Source organism: Bradyrhizobium sp. 23, from assembly GCF_023073295.1.
GTDB classification, from domain to species: Bacteria; Pseudomonadota; Alphaproteobacteria; order Rhizobiales; family Xanthobacteraceae; genus Bradyrhizobium; species Bradyrhizobium canariense_D.
The window spans coordinates 469,817-484,806 of the sequence record NZ_JADPJF010000042.1 but is presented as its reverse complement, the minus strand read 5'-3'; the positions used below and the strand labels follow the sequence as shown (position 1 = coordinate 484,806).

The following is a 14,990-nucleotide window of genomic DNA, read 5'->3' as shown; positions in this document are numbered from 1 at the left end:
CCGGAAAGGCTGCGGCAGCCATACGCACATGACCATCGGCAAGACAGGACAGATTCTTCTCGCCGATATCGGCGGCACCAATGCGCGCTTCGCGCTCAGTCAGGGCGATCAGACCGGACCGATCGACTACGTCAAAGTGGCAGACTTCCCGACCGTCCGGGAAGCCATTGCCGATGTTCTCGCGCGTCGCTGCCACGGCCAACCGCCCCCAAGGGCCGTGCTGGCCGTCGCAGGACCGGTGACCAACAACCGCTGCGTCATGACCAACAGCCCATGGGTCATCGACGGCAACGAGCTTCAGCCGGCCCTCGGCTTCGACAGCGTCCATGTTCTTAACGATTTCGAGGTGGTGGCCTGGTCCCTGCCCGCCCTGCAGCCCGCCGACCTGATCCCGCTCGGCGGACAGGATGGCCTTCCCGAAGAGCCGTTGCTGGTGGTTGGCCCTGGAACCGGCTTTGGCGTGTCCTGCCTGGTCGAGCGCCACGGCTCACGGCTGGCCGTCGTCACCGAGGCAGGCCACGCGACCCTGCCGGCGGAGGACGAGCGCGAGGAACGCGTGATCGCGTGCATGCGCCGACGCCTCGGCCATGTCTCCATCGAGCGTGGCGCGTTGTCCGGTTCGGGCCTGCAAAGCCTGTACGAGGCGCTGGCCGAGGTGGAAGGCGCTCAGGTGCCGCATCGCGATGCTGCCGCCATCACGAAGGCCGCCCTGGAAGGCAGTTGCGAGCTCAGCCGCAAGACGCTGGAGATGTTTTGCGCCATCCTCGGCTCGGTCGCGGGCAATCTCGCGGTGACCTTCGGCGCACGCGGCGGCGTTTATATCGCCGGCGGAATCGTGCCGCGCTTTCCTGACTTCCTCGCAGCCTCCGCATTCCGGGCGCGCTTCGAAGCCAAGGGACGCTTCCAGGACTATCTGCGCGACATCCCGACCAGACTGGTCACGAAACCTGATGCGAGTTTCCTCGGCCTGACGATGTTCGCGGAGCACAACCAGCCTTAAACGGCGCGCGCCTCCGTCCGCGGGTTCCAGTCATGCACAGCTGATTGCGCGGCACGCGCGCGCGACGCGGGATCGTGCTTGCGCGCACGTCCCGGATGAGAAACAATCCTAGCTTGTGCGTGGCGTAGTTGCGGGGGCGTGACATGCGTAAGCAGGATCTGGGTTTCGACTATCACCGCTATCACCGCCTGCTGCTCGAGGCGGACGACGAGGGCAAGCGGCTGGCCCTGATCGAGCTCTTGATCGAGGAAAAGGCGCGTGACCGCCTCGCAGCCCAGCGCGCTTCGGACCGCGCCGCCATGACGGCCCACACCATCGCCACGGTGCTGAAGAACGGGCGCCACTGAAACGCGTGATCGCACTCCAGTGCCCGAAAATGCGGTATCGATTGCGATTTCGTTAACGATCCCTCGAAAGCTCGCGTCAAACTTTTTGCTCTAGGAGTTCCCCACCTGATCCAATTCAGGGGCAACAAAGGGGGGAATGAACATGAGCATGATTTCGATCGCCGCGATGCCGGCCACCAGCGAAACGCGTTTGGCCGATTCTTCGTTTTCTTCGTTCAAGACCATCTTGCTGTTTTGCTGCACGGGCCTGGTCGCCTCGTTCGGCCTGATGGCGCGCGGCATCGATCTCGGCGCCGGCCTGATGTGAAGCCGCGACGAATTCCGTCGCGAAATGGCCGCCCCTGATGGGCGGCCATTTTCATTTTGGTCTCAGTTCGGCGTCTTCGCTGCCGCTTCCGGAAACATCGAATCGATCATCGCCTTGAGCTGATCGATCGAAATCGGCTTGCGCAGGATCGGCCGGCGCCTGAGCAAGGACGGCAGCAGCTCCGGACCGTAGCCCGTGGCGAACAAAAACGGCTTCCCGCGACGCTCGATCAGATCGGCGACCGGATCGACGTAGAGGCCCTTGAGATTGATGTCGAGGATCGCAAGATCGTACTGCGCGGTCATGGCGAAAGCGCTGGCGTCCCGAACATTATCCGCTTCCGCGATGACGTGGTGGCCGAGTTCCTCCACCATGTCCGTCATCATCATCCGGATCAACGTCTCGTCTTCGACCAGGAAAACGGAGAGTCCGTCCGCCATATCAACCCCGCCCATCAGCTTCCCAAGCTAATCATAACCGAATTGCGAAGAGCATTCACGAATTCGTGGCGGGGTCCGTTAATTCGACGCGCCCGATCCGATTCCACTTGATCAATCCAATCCTCGTTCGTGGCTGAGCCGCACCATCTCCTGCACGAACACCTGCTTTTGTTTGTCATCGAGGCTCGAATAGAGGGGCTCGGCGGCGTCGGCGACATTGCGCTGGTCGGCAGCGCGGTCGATCAGGAATTGGGCCTCGTTGCGCATCTGCTCGACGATGTCGTCGGGAGGATCCCGCTTGGCGCGCGCAACCCGCAGGTTGAGCCGCTCGGCACCGTTATGCCCGAGGTAGTGCATGGCGCTCGAGAAACCGTACCAGTGCTTCTCCTGCTCGGGCGTGAGGTTCAGCTCGGTCTTGATCCGCTCGATATAGGAGTCGCTGTTGGTGACGATCTGGTCGGCGGTCAATTGCGGCGCGCCGGTCTGGGTGAGGACCGTGACATCCTTGTCCTGCGGCGCGTTCTTCGCCTCCTTGCTCGCCTTGGCGCCCTTGCCCGCCTTGGCGCTCTTGGCATCTTTGTCCTTGCCGGCGCCCTGCTTGGCGTCCTTGGCCGCATCCTTGCTTGCATCCTTGCTCGGATCTCTGGCGGCAGGCGCCTGATTGCCATTATTGCCAACGCCGAGCACGCCGGTGAACACACCGACCACACCGCCGATCGCGCCGCCGAGCACACCGCCGACCGGACCCGCCGCCTTGTTCCCGGCCGCCGCTCCTTCCTGAACCCCTTTGACCAGGCCTTGAGCGTTCGCCACCGCGGCTGCGCCGAGCAGCAACACGAAAACGGACCCCAGCGCGAACCATCGTCGCAGGTAAAGCCGCGCGGGCGGCGCCGGGTTGATCATTCTGGTCTCCATCTCGATCTGATTAGGCTCTTGGGGATGAGAACCACCCGCCAGCTGCAACTCTATCGTTTTCACCGCTTCGAGGTCTAGGCGCCGACAAATGCTATCCACGCCCGAAAAGTGTTTGCCGCGAGGTGCTTATGCAGGCTCCTTGGAAACTGCGGCGTAATTGCGCACATGTCGGTCGGGTGCGCCAGCGCCAAGTGTGCGTCGCAAAACAACCGGCCGTGGTTCATGGTCCGCGCATGAGGTCGAGGGCGCTGCCGCGTTCCCGGACACAACGTTAGTTCTAGGCGCAAGCCGTTCGGTTTTCTCGACAGACGCAATCAATCATGATCTGATCGCGCTACCAATTTGCCTTCGAAGCCGACGGCATCAACAAGAAACGTCGAACAAGAAACTTTCGAAAAGAAAATCAAAAGCAGAACTCGGAAGAGTTCAGAGGAACGCCAGAACAATAAAACACCCAAGCGAGGAAACGAGATGTCACGCAAGACACTGACGCGACGTCAATTTGTGGCTGCCACTGCAATGTCCTCCGCGGCGCTGATCACGGCGCCCTATGTCCGAGGCGCTTACGCCGCCGGCAAGCTCTCGATCGGCTTCTGGGACCACTGGGTGCCCGGCGCCAACGATGCCTCCACCGCGCTCGTCAAGGAATGGGGCGAGAAGGAGAAGGTCGAAGTCTCGATCGACTACATCACCAGCAACAACAAGAAGATCGAGCTGACGGCAGCGGCCGAAGCCCAGGCCAAGTCCGGTCACGACATTCTCCAGATGCCGAGCTGGTGGCCGCACGCCTATTCCGAGAATCTCGAACCGCTCAACGACGTCATGGAGCCGCTCATCAAGCAGAACGGCGAGGTGAACGACACCGTCAAATATCTCGGGCGGTCGGGCGGCAAATGGCTCGCAGTGCCCGCGACGCCGGGAAGCCAGATCAAGGGCCCCTGCTCCCGCATAGATCTCATGAAGAAACACGCCGGCATCGACGTGCAGGAGATGTATCCAGTCGGCGCTCCGCCAAAAGCAGACAACTGGACCATGGAGACGTTCCTGAAGGCGGCCGAGGCCTGCCACAAGGCCGGCTTCCCCTTCGGCATCGGTCTCGGCGAGACCACCGACAGCGTCGACACCGCCGGCGCGATCTTCCAGTCGTTCGGCGCCGAGCTCGTCAACGCCAAGGGCGATATCACCGTCAAGACCGATGCAGTGCGGCAGGCGCTCGAATTCTACAAGAAGCTGATCGCCGTCCTGCCCACCGACGCGCCGTCCTGGGACGATGCCTCCAACAACAAATGGCTGATCTCGGGCCGCGGGGCGATGATCCTGAATCCGCCGAGTGCCTGGGCGGTCGCCAAGCGCGACGCACCGCAAGTCGCCGAACAGTGCTGGACGCACGGCTTCCCGTCCGGTCCGAAGGGACGTTTTGCGCCCTTCCTGCCGTACTTCTGGGGCGTCTGGGCCTTTGGCAAGAACAAGGAAGCGGCCAAGAGCTTGCTCGTTCACCTGTCCTCGCCGGCGGCGATCGAGAAGTTCGTCGCGGCGAGCGGCGGGTACGATCTGCCGGCCTACGCGAACATGACGAAGTTCAAGACCTGGGCCGAGGAAGGGCCGCCGAAGGGCACGCTCTTCCACTATCCGGATCCCTACAAGCAGCAGACGATGTCGATCGCCGCGTCTCCGGCGCCGCCGAAGATCGCCCAGCAGATCTACTTCCAGGCGACGCTGACCAAGATGGCGCTGCGCTTTGCGCAAGGAGAGAAGTTGGAAACCGCGCTCGCCTGGGCCGAAGGCGAGTGCGAAGGCTTCATGCGAACCTGAGCCGGGCTTGTGCCATGGCGGTTCACGCTTCGCGCGTGAGCCGCCGAGGCACACTCGCTCGATCCGCTTGCCGAATGAAGCCGACGGCTGCGCCGGCTTCGCCGTCCTACATGTCCTGCTACGTGTCCTGCAAAAGAGGCTAACGTCATGGCCGATGTCGTCGTTGAGCAAGGCCGTCCCGCTCGAGCTGCGAGCCCGCGCAAACGGGCGAGCCTGCGCAATGCAATGGGACGGAAATCGACCGTCGCGTTCTTCCTGACGCTGCCGCTGATCCTCCTGATCGCCCTGCTCGTGCTCTATCCCGCCTTCTATTCGGTCTACCTGGCGACGCTGAACAAGGCGATGACGAAGTTCGTCGGCCTCAGCAACTTCACCTTCCTGTTCAAGCGCGAAACGTTCTGGATGGTGGTGAGACAGTCCTGCATTTTTGCGATTACCGCCGTGGTCTTCAAGGCGCTGATCGGCTTCATCGTCGCGCATTTCGTCCACAACATTCCCGGCAAGAAGCAACGTAAATGGCGCGGCATGCTGCTGGTGCCCTGGGTGATCCCACCGGCGATGAGCACGCTGGCATGGCTGTGGCTGTTCGATCCCTCCTACAGCGCCTTCAACTATACGCTGTCGTTCTTCGGCATCGGTCCGATCCCGTGGCTCGGTGACACCTTCTGGGCGCGCTTCTCCGTCATCCTGGTCAACGTCTGGTATGGCGCGCCGTTCTTCCTGATCATGTACCTGGCCGCGCTGAAATCCGTACCCGACCAGCTCTACGAAGCCGCAGCGATCGACGGCGCCAATTGGTGGCAGAAGATCTGGCACATCACCTTGCCGATGATGCGCAACATCATCGCCATCACCACGCTGTTCTCGCTGATCGTCACTTTCGCCAATTTCGACATCGTGCGCATCCTCACCTCCGGCGGTCCGCTGGACCGGACGCATTTGTTCGCCACCTGGGCGTTCCAGGTCGGCATCCAGAGCAGCGACATTCCGCTCGGCGCCTGCGTCTCGCTGTTCATGGTGCCGATCCTCGCCGTCGCAGCGGTCTTCATCCTGCGCGATGTCAACAAACGTGGGAACGAAGCCTGATGAGCACGCTCGCAATCGACAAGGCGGGACCGACACGCAAGGTCAAGCTTCGAAGCATGAGCCGCGACCGCACCTGGGCGCTGCGCTGGTCCTACTTTTTCCTGGTGCTATTTGCGATCTTCTTCCTGATCCCGCCGATCTACATGCTGATCACTTCGCTCAAAAGCAGCGCGGAGATCTCGGCCGCCACCAATCCGTGGTGGGTATTTCATCCGACCCTCTCGAACTATGTCGAGCTACTGACCTCGAACCAGTTCCTGCGATTCTTCTGGAATTCGTCAATGATCTCGATCGTGGTCGTGATCGTGACGATGCTGATCAGCATTCCGGCGGCGTTTGCATTGGCGCGGATGAAGTTCTGGGGCTCGGCGACGCTCGCGACCGGCGTCTTTCTCACCTATCTGATCCCGGACAGCCTCCTGTTCATTCCCTTGTTCAAGATGCTCGCGGTGGTCCAGGACGTCACCGGCATCACCCTTCTCAACCGCTGGTACGTGCTGGTGTTCATCTATCCGACGCTGACCGTGCCGTTCTGCACCTGGATCATGATCGGTTATTTCGCCTCGATCCCGAAGGAGCTGGACGAGGCGGCTCTCATCGACGGCGCCTCCTGGCTCCAGACCCTGACGCGGATTTTCATTCCCGTTGCCCTTCCTGGCCTGATCGCAGCGACCATCTTCGCCTTCACCGTGTCCTGGGCGCAGTTCCTCTATCCGCTGGTGTTCACGACATCCATCGACCAGCTCGTGCTGCCGGTCGGCATCACCACCACGCTGATCAAGGGCGACGTCTTCAACTGGGGGCAGATCATGACCGGCGCGCTGCTTGGCGCTGCCCCGCCGCTGGTCATCTACGCCTTCCTGATGGACTATTACATTGCCGGCCTGACCGCCGGCGCCACAAAGGGTTGATGTCTTATGGCTGAGGTTGCGTTGCGGAAGGTGGTCAAGCGTTACGACGACGTCGAGGCGGTGCGCGGCATCGATCTCGACATCTCAGACCATGAGTTCATCGTGCTCGTCGGCCCCTCCGGCTGCGGCAAGTCGACGACCTTGCGGATGATCGCGGGACTCGAGGACATCACCGACGGCGACATCATGATCGGCGGGGACGTCGTCAACGACGTGCCGCCGAAGGATCGCGACATCGCGATGGTGTTCCAGAACTACGCGCTCTACCCGCATATGACGGTCGCGGAGAACATGTCGTTCGGGCTGCGGCTCAAGCACTATCCCAAGGCCGAGATCAAGGCGCGGGTGACGGAAGCCGCCCGCCTCCTCGACATCACCGACCTGATCGACCGCAAGCCGAAGCAGCTCTCCGGCGGCCAGCGCCAGCGCGTCGCCATGGGGCGGGCCATCGTGCGCAACCCAAAGGTCTTCCTGTTCGACGAACCGCTGTCCAATCTCGACGCCAAGCTGCGCGTGCAGATGCGGATCGAGATCAAGAAGGTGCACCAGAAAGTGCGCACCACGACGGTCTACGTCACCCACGACCAGGTCGAGGCGATGACGCTGGCTGATCGCGTCGTGGTGATGAACAAGGGTCGGATCGAGCAGATCGGCACCCCGAACGAGCTCTACCACAAGCCGGCGACGCGCTTCGTCGCGGGCTTCATTGGCTCGCCGGCGATGAACTTCATTCCGTGCCGTCTCGAGGACGTTGGCGGCAAGCTCAACGTCCGCCTGACGGATCGCATCTCATTCCCGTTGCCGCCGGCCCGCGCCGCCCGTTACAGCGCGCTGCCCCGATCTGAAAACCTGTTGCTCGGCATCCGTCCCGAACATCTCACGGAATCGCATGCGCATCTCGAGCCGGGTGTCGAGACCTTCGACACCGTGCTTGATGTCACCGAGCCGATGGGAATGGAGACGCTGGTCTATTTCGGACTGGAAGGCACGCCCGTCTGCGGCCGTGTCGATCCCAATGCGGGCGCCAAGGACGGAGCACCCATACGTTTGGCGATGGACCTCAACAATATGCACCTGCTAAACGAGGCGACCGGCGCCGTCTTGTGACGGCCGGCCAAGAAACTCGCGCAGGTAGGGACGATGTCGACCAACAAGAAGAAAATCTTTGTCACGCAAACTTTGTCGCAAGGGGCGCGCGCCCTCCTCACCCAGCGAGATGATATCGAGCTCATCGAGTTTCCGAACCTGATCTCCGCCAGGGATTTCGAGGCCTTGCTGAAGAGCCACGCGCCGGTCCATGGCGTGGCGCTCGGCGCCACCGCTTTCGGCGAGACCGAGCTCGAAGCCTCGAAGGACATGAAGGTGGTGACCCGGATCGGCGTCGGTTACGACGCCGTCGACGTCCCCGCCCTCTCCCGCCGCAAGGTGCCGCTGATGGTCGCCGGCAGCGCGAACTCGCCCTCGGTCGCCGAACAGGCGCTGTTCATGATGCTGACACTGGCAAAACGCGCGCAGGAGATGCACGCCTGCGTGAAAGACGGCAAATGGGCGGACCGTCTCGGCATGCTGCCGTTCGATCTCTACGGCAAGACCGTCCTCATCATCGGCTTCGGCCGCATCGGCACCCGCACCGCCAAGCGCTGCCTGGCGATGGACATGAATGTGCAGGTCTATGATCCCTACAAGGCAGCCGCAGAGATCAAGGCAGCAGGCTGCGAGCCGGTCGCCGACCTCGATGCCGCGCTGCCTCACGCCGATTTCGTCACCATCCACTGCCCGAAGACGCCGGAGACCGTCGGTCTGTTCGACGCGGCGCGGATCGGCCGGATGAAGCCGAAATCCTACCTCATCAACACCGCACGCGGCGGCATCGTGAAGGAGGCGGCGCTGTACGACGCGCTGGTCTCGGGCAAGCTCGCCGGTGCCGGCATCGACGTGTTCGAGGCGGAGCCGCCACCGGTCAGCAACGCGCTGTTCGCGCTGCCCAACGTCATCATGGCGCCGCACGTCGCCGGCGTGACGGTCGAGGCGGTGAGCCGGATGAGCGAGCAGACCGCGCGCAACATCCTGAGTGTGCTGGACGGCGATCCTATCCGGCAGAACATCATCAATCAGGATGTCCTGGGCTGAGCGCATCTCCGGGCTAGGCGGTTCTCTTGGGCGGGGCGATCAACCCGCCGCCTTCGGAACGCCAGAATGAGTCCCATTTTGGTGCAGATCGAGCCCTCACTCAGCCTTAATCAAACCCGCGTAATAGGTCCGGCCGCGGCGGCAGTGGGACAGACTTGCCGGCCGCGTCGAGCTGGAGGATGGACCCTTGTCAGAGATCGACCCGACCGACCACGCGTTGGCGACCATCGCCAGCATCCTGGAGCATCCTGAACCCGTCCTCGTCGTGCGCGAGACCGAGACTGTGCGCGAGACCGAGACTGTCACCGTGACTGAAATGGTGGTTGCTGGTGAGCATGGGGTCGCGGACGAGCACCCGATGGTCGACGAGCATCCGGTGGTCGAGGAGCAGCCGCTGGTGCCGGAGCACGCCGACGCCGACGGCTACAGCAAGGTCGGCCCCGGGCCGATGGTGGCGATCCGTCTGAAATGGACGGTCCATCGCGGCGATGACGGCCAGTTCTACGTCCACGAGACCATCGGCGAGCAGTCCGTGCCCGTGGTCAGCGGCCCGATGACCGGCGAAGCCGCGGTGCATTTCGTCGACGCGCATGAGGACGAGGCGCATCGGCGCTTCGAAGAGCTGCGCAGCGAGATCGCCGGCCGCAGCTCGCTCGCCGATTACGAGCGCAAGGGCGAAGCCTAGCGCGCTCTCGCGCGAAGTGGATGCCGGTTCGGCTTATCGTCGTCCGAGATAATCCTTCTTCACGAGCTCGACGCCTGCGTGCCGCAACAGGTCGTAGGCGGTCGTGACGTGAAAGAAGAACTGCGGAACGCTGAAGGTCAGCAGCAGCGTCCGCCCGGTGAAGGGCAACTCGGTCCCGTTCTTCAGCCTGAAGAAGACATTCCGCTCCGCCGCAGCATTGATCTCTGCGCGCGGCAGGCTTTCGATGAACTCGATTGACGTCGCGATGCGGGCCTGGAGCCCGGCCATGTCGTGCTCCAGCACCGGCAGCGCCACCGGCTCGCGGTCGGCGAGCAAGGCCGCGGCGACCGTGGCGTGGCGACAGGCCTCGCCGATCTGTTGCGCCAGATCGTACATGTCGGGCGCCATGCGCATGCCGAGCAGGACGGCCGGGTTGAACTTCCGGGCCTCGGCATAGGCAACGCCCTTGTCGAGCAGTGCGGAGAGGTTGCGCAGATACGGCACGAAGAGTCCGACCGAGGCGTCATACATTGAGATCGTCACTTCAAAATTCCCTTCAATTCCGCCTCGCCAGAGACGGGCATCTGGTCTAAATCCAGGCCTCAAGACAGGCCTCGAGAGCTGCACAATGACAGCTTGGACATGGGTGGAAAAGAGATGATCGTTCGAATGACCATTCGAATTCTGGCGACTTTGGCCGTGGTCCTGCTGGCAAACCTTTCGGCCCACGCACAGCAGACGGCGCCGTCCCGCCTCGACGAGATAGTCAAGCGCGGCACTTTGCGCGTCGGCATGACCGGCGACTACAAGCCCTTCACCTATCTCGACAAGACGACGCAGCAATTCAGTGGCTTCGATGTCGACATGGCGGAGGCACTCGGCAAGGCGCTCGGCGTCAAGGTCGAATTCGTGCCGACGACCTGGCCGAAGCTGATGAAGGATTTCGAGGCCGATCAGTTCGACATCGCCATGGGCGGCGTCTCGGTCACGCTCGACCGGCAGAAGAAGGGCTTCTTCTCCACGCCGATCATGCGCGAGGGCAAGACGCCGATCGCGCGCTGTGCCGATGTCGGCAAATACCAGAGCATCACCGACATCGACAAGAAGGGCACCCGCGTGATCGTCAATCCCGGCGGCACCAACGAGCGCTTCGCGCGTGCCAACATCAAGGACGCCGACATCACCGTCTTCCCGGACAATACCGTGATCTTCGACGAGATCGCCAAGGGCAATGCCGACCTGATGATGACCGACGCCTCGGAGACGCGCTACCAGCAGAAGCAGCATCAAGGCGTGCTCTGCGCGGTGCATCCCGACAAGCCGTTCGATTTTTCCGAGAAGGCCTATTGGCTCCAGCGCGACATGGCGCTGAAGGCCTTCGTCGATCAATGGCTGCATATTTCGATGCAGGACGGCAGCTACAAGAAGATCTACGCCGCCTGGTTCGATTAGGGCCGCGTCCTCCTGTCGCTTGTGCCGGCCAAACTTTGGACCGGCTCCGGTGTTATTGAACCCGAAACGCAGAAGCCACGACTCATACGGTGACAGTGATCTAGATCACTTTTTGCGATCGAACCGGGGCGTAAGCGTCGGTGCGGGGACCACCTGTTTCAGGAGATGCGAAATGAGGAAGCTGTTGGCCACGGCCGCATTCCTTTTGGCGAGCACCGCTGCGCAGGCGCAGTACACCTTCGACTATGGCGGGCGCACCATCCGCATTGATCCCGACCGCGGCACGGTGCAAATCCCCGGCGTCTACGACAACACCGGCCAGGGCAAGGCGAAGAAAGCCAAGAACGATGCCAAGGGGGCTCCCAAAGCGGACCCGCAGGCACCGCAACAGGCCAAGGCTGATCCGCAGCCGCCTGCCGATCCGGCGCCGGCCCCAACACCTGTCACGGCGCCGCCGGCGGCCGAGCAGGCCCCTGTCCAAGCTCCCGTCCAAGCCCCCGTGGCCGTGGCGCCTCCTGCCCCGCCAGCGCCTCCGGCCACCACGGCTAACAAGGCTCCGGCCGAAGAGGCGCTTGTGCCGCCGCCTCAGCCGACCCCAAGTGCTGCCCCGACGGTGGCAGTCGCGCCGCCGGCGCCATCTCCGCCTCCTGTCCCGGCGCCTGCTCCCGTTCAGTCGGCCGCCGTCGCGCCGCCGGCTCCCGCAACCGCGGCCACGCGCGACCTCAATTCACCGCTCGGCGTCTGGCTCACCGAGGAGAAGGAAGGCAAGGTCCGCATCGAGCAATGCGGCAGCAATCTCTGCGGCTACTCGGTCGATTCGAAATCGAACCAGAATGGCGAGCAGGTTCTGATCAACATGAAGCCCGGCAAGGACCAGAACAAGGACCCAAAATGGTCCGGCCGGATCCTCGATCCGAACTCCGGCTCGACCTACGATTCAACCATCGCGCTGAAGGGCACCGATCGCCTGCGCGTGCAGGGCTGCGCCTTCGGCGGCATGTTCTGCGGCGGCCAGACCTGGACGCGGGTGAACTGACTTCCCGCGACACTCTGACCGAGACAAAGGGCCCGCAATGCGGGCCCTTTTGCTTTTACCCCTCGCTTTCCGGGATGTGCGCGACATCACAGAGCCCGTCGCGCGCGTGACAGCCCTCACATCGCCGGTTCCGCGTCCGTGACACGATCCCCGCATAATCAACCCTAGGGGCGTGTCATGAACGGATTTCGCAAGGCTCTCTTCGCCACAATCATAGTCATCGCGTTGCCGGCCGCGCAGGCCAGCGCCAGCACATTCGACGGCGCATGGAATGTCCGCATCTCGTCATCGAGCGAGACCTGCGGCAACGGCTCGACCGTCGCCATCGGCATCAACAACGGTCAGATCGCCTCGAGCAGCGCAATGGTGACGGCGTCGGGCCGCGTCGCGGATGCCGGCAGCATCAATGTCACCTTGAGCACCGGCATCAAGCGCGCCGTCGGCTTCGGCCGCCTCAGCGGCACCTCCGGCTCCGGCACGTGGCGCGGCAGCATGTGCACGGGAACGTGGACCGCCGAGCGGATGTAAGGTGTCGTGCCCCGGACAAGCAGCGACGAGAAGCGTTGCTGCGCAGAGCCGGGACTCAGCAGTCCTGATGCCGTCAAAAGTTTTGGGCCCATCGGCGACGCATCGCCGCGGGGCGATGCGTCTTGTCCGGGGCACGAGAGCTAGCCCAACGCGGCCCCATACTCCGCGTCGCTCACCGGCTCCAGCCACGTCGAATAGACGCCGTCGAGCGCTTCTTGCATGGCGATATGGCACATGCCGTTGGTCGGCGATCCGCCGTGCCAGTGCACCTCACCCGGCGGAATCCAGACGGTGTCGCCGGGACGGATCTCCCTGACGGGCCCGCCTTTGGTCTGAACGCGGCCGACACCGGAGATGACGTAGAGGGTCTGCCCGAGCGGATGATGATGCCAGTTGGTGCGTGCGCCAGGCTCGAACGAGACACGCGAGCAGTTCAGCCGTGCCGGCGCGGGCGCCATGATCACCGGGTCCTGCCAGACGGTGCCGGTGAAATTTTCCTTGGGCGCGCGGCGGGTCAGCCGCGTGCCTGCAACAGTGATCTCCATTGGGATTACCTCGCTTCTTTCCCGATTACTTCTTGCTTGCTGCGTAGCGCGCCTTGGTCTCGGCGTTCATGGGATAGAGGCCCGGGAGCACCGCGCCATTGTTCACCTCGTTGACGATCCAGGCTTCCATCCGCTCCTGCTCGACACCCTCGTTGAGCACTTGTTCGAGCATCGCCTGCGGGATCAGCACGCAGCCGTCCTGGTCGGCAACAACGATGTCGTTCGGGAACACCGCAACGCCGCCGCAGCCGATCGGCTCGCCCCAGCCGACGAAGGTCAGACCGGCGACTGACGGCGGCGCGGCATAGCCGTCGCACCAGACCGGCAGGTTGGTGCCGAGCACGCCCTCGACGTCACGCACGACACCGTCGGTGACGAGTGCGGTGACGCCGCGCTTCATCATGCGCGCGCATAGGATGTCGCCAAAGATGCCGGCGTCGGTGATGCCCATGGCGTCGACCACGGCGATGCAGCCCTCCGGCATTGCCTCGATCGCGGTGCGGGTCGAGATCGGCGACGACCATGACTCCGGCGTCGCCAGATCCTCCCGCGCCGGCACGAAGCGCAGCGTGAAGGCCGGTCCCACCAGGCGCGGCAGACCCGGACGCAGCGGACGCGCGCCGCGCATCCAGATGTTGCGCAGGCCCTTCTTCAGCAGGACCGTGGTGATGGTGGCAGTGGTGATGCCGGCGAGGGTCTTGCGGGCTTCGGGGGACAGCGACATGGAAACAGACGAGCTCCGGATGGGCGGGAAAGAACGCGCGCATCTTGCGGGGTGCGGGCCTTGCGTCAAGGGCCAATAGGATACCAATCATGCAGGGCCGCAGCGCAGTTATGCGTCGCGATAACAAGGGTTTATCGCCTCCCCTGCATTAATTTATTGGACTTGCGGGCGCATTTACGCGAAGCAGGGACAAGCGGAGCTCAAGGCCGAGCCCGCGTATCTCCAGAAGCCCGATTTCGACAGCCCATGTCCGCGACGCTTCCCCCGCCCCGCCTGCTGCCCAGTGGCGACAGCGCCGTCACGGTCGAGTTCAGCCGTACCATCGACGACGACGCCAACCAGCGCGTGCTGGCGCTCGACAAGGCGCTCGCAGCGAGTCCGATCGATGGCATCACCGAGTCCGTGCCGACCTATCGCTCGCTGCTGGTGCATTACGATCCCGGCAAGATCGGCTTTGATGAACTTGGCGAAAAGCTGCTCGCGCTCGCCAGCCAGCCGCTGCCGCCGGCCACCAAGGCCCGCCGATGGCGAATTCCCGTCGCCTATGGCGGCGAGCACGGCATCGACCTCGAGGACGTCGCGAAGGCGCTGAACACCACACCCGACGACATCGTCGCGCGCCACGTCGCCGGCGACTACAAGGTTGCCATGATCGGCTTCACGCCGGGCTGGTCCTATCTCAGCGGCCTCGACAAATCCCTGCAGATGTCGCGGCGGCAGAATCCACGGCTGCTGACGCCTGCCGGCACGATCTCGATCGGCGGCATCCAGGCCGGAATCCAGTGCCTGGCGGCCCCGAGCGGCTGGCACCTGCTCGGCCGCACGCCGGTGCGGACCTATCAGCTCCACCGCAATCCGACCTTCCTCACCGAACCCGGCGATCGCGTGACGTTTTTCGCGATCGACCACAAGACATTCGAGGAACAGGACCGCGCTGCCGAGGCCGGCGAGATCATTGCCGAGCAGGTGGTGGCATGAGCCGGCTCGTGATCGCCAGCATCGGGCCGGCAAGCTCGGTCCAGGACGGCGGACGCCATGGCGCGCAACGCTATGGCCTGACGGTCAGCGGAGC

18 protein-coding genes are annotated in these 14,990 nt (G+C 63.5%); 13 read left to right on the top strand and 5 right to left on the bottom strand.

Annotation, left to right across the window (positions count from 1 at the left end):
* Window positions 1–28: 28 nt before the first annotated feature.
* From glk to IVB32_RS12145, 3 genes are all read left to right on the top strand, one after another.
* Window positions 29–1,000 carry a glucokinase gene (glk, locus tag IVB32_RS12155; protein ID WP_247296693.1) on the top strand — a complete coding sequence of 324 codons (972 nt, stop codon included), beginning with the start codon at window positions 29–31 and terminating at the stop codon, window positions 998–1,000.
* A gap of 143 nt (window positions 1,001–1,143) precedes the next feature.
* Window positions 1,144–1,347: a hypothetical protein gene (locus IVB32_RS12150; RefSeq protein ID WP_018457896.1), complete on the top strand. Its 204-nt coding sequence runs from the start codon at window positions 1,144–1,146 to the stop codon at window positions 1,345–1,347.
* 142 nt (window positions 1,348–1,489) lie between these two features.
* Window positions 1,490–1,654, top strand: a complete 165-nt coding sequence (locus tag IVB32_RS12145) for a hypothetical protein (RefSeq protein WP_162847220.1) — start codon at window positions 1,490–1,492, stop codon at window positions 1,652–1,654.
* 62 nt (window positions 1,655–1,716) lie between these two features.
* Here the strand turns inward: IVB32_RS12145 and IVB32_RS12140 are convergent, their stop codons facing one another.
* Window positions 1,717–2,094 carry a response regulator gene (locus tag IVB32_RS12140; RefSeq protein ID WP_026233459.1) on the bottom strand — a complete coding sequence of 126 codons (378 nt, stop codon included), beginning with the start codon at window positions 2,092–2,094 and terminating at the stop codon, window positions 1,717–1,719.
* A gap of 111 nt (window positions 2,095–2,205) precedes the next feature.
* On the bottom strand, window positions 2,206–2,997 hold the full coding sequence (locus IVB32_RS12135) for a Spy/CpxP family protein refolding chaperone (RefSeq protein WP_018457899.1): 792 nt from the start codon (window positions 2,995–2,997) through the stop codon (window positions 2,206–2,208).
* Between the two features lie 483 nt (window positions 2,998–3,480).
* Between IVB32_RS12135 and IVB32_RS12130 the strand changes: the two genes are divergently transcribed.
* The 6 genes from IVB32_RS12130 to IVB32_RS12105 all read left to right on the top strand — a co-directional run bounded on the left by IVB32_RS12130 (window position 3,481) and on the right by IVB32_RS12105 (window position 9,633).
* The gene (locus IVB32_RS12130; RefSeq protein ID WP_026233460.1) at window positions 3,481–4,821 is read left to right on the top strand and encodes an extracellular solute-binding protein; all 1,341 of its coding nucleotides are present in this window, start codon (window positions 3,481–3,483) and stop codon (window positions 4,819–4,821) included.
* A 147-nt stretch (window positions 4,822–4,968) separates the two neighbouring features.
* Window positions 4,969–5,907, top strand: coding sequence for a sugar ABC transporter permease (locus IVB32_RS12125; protein ID WP_007590928.1), 939 nt, complete (start codon window positions 4,969–4,971; stop codon window positions 5,905–5,907).
* Entirely contained in the window at window positions 5,907–6,818 is a 912-nt protein-coding gene (locus tag IVB32_RS12120; RefSeq protein ID WP_018457902.1) for a carbohydrate ABC transporter permease, read from the top strand. The genes IVB32_RS12125 and IVB32_RS12120 overlap by 1 nt, the downstream gene beginning before the upstream one ends.
* Before the next feature lie 6 nt (window positions 6,819–6,824).
* Window positions 6,825–7,925, top strand: a complete 1,101-nt coding sequence (gene ugpC / locus IVB32_RS12115; protein WP_018457903.1) for a sn-glycerol-3-phosphate ABC transporter ATP-binding protein UgpC — start codon at window positions 6,825–6,827, stop codon at window positions 7,923–7,925.
* Window positions 7,926–7,958: 33 nt separating this feature from the next.
* On the top strand, window positions 7,959–8,948 hold the full coding sequence (locus IVB32_RS12110; protein WP_085353081.1) for a hydroxyacid dehydrogenase: 990 nt from the start codon (window positions 7,959–7,961) through the stop codon (window positions 8,946–8,948).
* 187 nt (window positions 8,949–9,135) lie between these two features.
* Complete coding sequence (locus IVB32_RS12105) at window positions 9,136–9,633, top strand: hypothetical protein (RefSeq protein ID WP_085385225.1); 498 nt, start codon at window positions 9,136–9,138, stop codon at window positions 9,631–9,633.
* A 33-nt stretch (window positions 9,634–9,666) separates the two neighbouring features.
* Here the strand turns inward: IVB32_RS12105 and IVB32_RS12100 are convergent, their stop codons facing one another.
* Window positions 9,667–10,164 (bottom strand): DUF1993 domain-containing protein, encoded by a 498-nt coding sequence (locus tag IVB32_RS12100; RefSeq protein WP_018457906.1) that lies wholly within the window; start codon window positions 10,162–10,164, stop codon window positions 9,667–9,669.
* 138 nt (window positions 10,165–10,302) lie between these two features.
* Here IVB32_RS12100 and IVB32_RS12095 point away from each other — a divergent pair, with 138 nt between their 5' ends.
* The 3 genes from IVB32_RS12095 to IVB32_RS12085 all read left to right on the top strand — a co-directional run bounded on the left by IVB32_RS12095 (window position 10,303) and on the right by IVB32_RS12085 (window position 12,649).
* Entirely contained in the window at window positions 10,303–11,085 is a 783-nt protein-coding gene (locus IVB32_RS12095; RefSeq protein ID WP_247410415.1) for a transporter substrate-binding domain-containing protein, read from the top strand.
* 172 nt (window positions 11,086–11,257) lie between these two features.
* Complete coding sequence (locus tag IVB32_RS12090) at window positions 11,258–12,121, top strand: DUF2147 domain-containing protein (RefSeq protein ID WP_204511250.1); 864 nt, start codon at window positions 11,258–11,260, stop codon at window positions 12,119–12,121.
* 177 nt (window positions 12,122–12,298) lie between these two features.
* On the top strand, window positions 12,299–12,649 hold the full coding sequence (locus IVB32_RS12085; RefSeq protein ID WP_007590916.1) for a hypothetical protein: 351 nt from the start codon (window positions 12,299–12,301) through the stop codon (window positions 12,647–12,649).
* 140 nt (window positions 12,650–12,789) lie between these two features.
* Here the strand turns inward: IVB32_RS12085 and IVB32_RS12080 are convergent, their stop codons facing one another.
* Both IVB32_RS12080 and IVB32_RS12075 read right to left on the bottom strand, forming a co-directional pair.
* Complete coding sequence (locus tag IVB32_RS12080) at window positions 12,790–13,194, bottom strand: cupin domain-containing protein (RefSeq protein WP_018457909.1); 405 nt, start codon at window positions 13,192–13,194, stop codon at window positions 12,790–12,792.
* A gap of 25 nt (window positions 13,195–13,219) precedes the next feature.
* Entirely contained in the window at window positions 13,220–13,918 is a 699-nt protein-coding gene (locus IVB32_RS12075) for a ribonuclease activity regulator RraA (protein ID WP_018457910.1), read from the bottom strand.
* 246 nt (window positions 13,919–14,164) lie between these two features.
* Between IVB32_RS12075 and pxpB the strand changes: the two genes are divergently transcribed.
* The gene (pxpB, locus tag IVB32_RS12070; protein ID WP_085353084.1) at window positions 14,165–14,896 is read left to right on the top strand and encodes a 5-oxoprolinase subunit PxpB; all 732 of its coding nucleotides are present in this window, start codon (window positions 14,165–14,167) and stop codon (window positions 14,894–14,896) included.
* Window positions 14,897–14,990 lie beyond the last annotated feature (94 nt).

Excerpts from the sequence above, each read along its gene's own strand:
- glk (WP_247296693.1), top strand. The coding sequence starts at position 29 with ATGACCATCGGCAAGACAGGACAGATTCTTCTCGCCGATATCGGCGGC.
- IVB32_RS12150 (WP_018457896.1), top strand. The coding sequence starts at position 1,144 with ATGCGTAAGCAGGATCTGGGTTTCGACTATCACCGCTATCACCGCCTG.
- IVB32_RS12145 (WP_162847220.1), top strand. The coding sequence starts at position 1,490 with ATGAGCATGATTTCGATCGCCGCGATGCCGGCCACCAGCGAAACGCGT.
- IVB32_RS12140 (WP_026233459.1), bottom strand. The coding sequence starts at position 2,094 with ATGGCGGACGGACTCTCCGTTTTCCTGGTCGAAGACGAGACGTTGATC.
- IVB32_RS12135 (WP_018457899.1), bottom strand. The coding sequence starts at position 2,997 with ATGATCAACCCGGCGCCGCCCGCGCGGCTTTACCTGCGACGATGGTTC.
- IVB32_RS12130 (WP_026233460.1), top strand. The coding sequence starts at position 3,481 with ATGTCACGCAAGACACTGACGCGACGTCAATTTGTGGCTGCCACTGCA.
- IVB32_RS12125 (WP_007590928.1), top strand. The coding sequence starts at position 4,969 with ATGGCCGATGTCGTCGTTGAGCAAGGCCGTCCCGCTCGAGCTGCGAGC.
- IVB32_RS12120 (WP_018457902.1), top strand. The coding sequence starts at position 5,907 with ATGAGCACGCTCGCAATCGACAAGGCGGGACCGACACGCAAGGTCAAG.
- ugpC (WP_018457903.1), top strand. The coding sequence starts at position 6,825 with ATGGCTGAGGTTGCGTTGCGGAAGGTGGTCAAGCGTTACGACGACGTC.
- IVB32_RS12110 (WP_085353081.1), top strand. The coding sequence starts at position 7,959 with ATGTCGACCAACAAGAAGAAAATCTTTGTCACGCAAACTTTGTCGCAA.
- IVB32_RS12100 (WP_018457906.1), bottom strand. The coding sequence starts at position 10,164 with ATGTATGACGCCTCGGTCGGACTCTTCGTGCCGTATCTGCGCAACCTC.
- IVB32_RS12095 (WP_247410415.1), top strand. The coding sequence starts at position 10,303 with ATGACCATTCGAATTCTGGCGACTTTGGCCGTGGTCCTGCTGGCAAAC.
- IVB32_RS12090 (WP_204511250.1), top strand. The coding sequence starts at position 11,258 with ATGAGGAAGCTGTTGGCCACGGCCGCATTCCTTTTGGCGAGCACCGCT.
- IVB32_RS12085 (WP_007590916.1), top strand. The coding sequence starts at position 12,299 with ATGAACGGATTTCGCAAGGCTCTCTTCGCCACAATCATAGTCATCGCG.
- IVB32_RS12080 (WP_018457909.1), bottom strand. The coding sequence starts at position 13,194 with ATGGAGATCACTGTTGCAGGCACGCGGCTGACCCGCCGCGCGCCCAAG.
- IVB32_RS12075 (WP_018457910.1), bottom strand. The coding sequence starts at position 13,918 with ATGTCGCTGTCCCCCGAAGCCCGCAAGACCCTCGCCGGCATCACCACT.
- pxpB (WP_085353084.1), top strand. The coding sequence starts at position 14,165 with ATGTCCGCGACGCTTCCCCCGCCCCGCCTGCTGCCCAGTGGCGACAGC.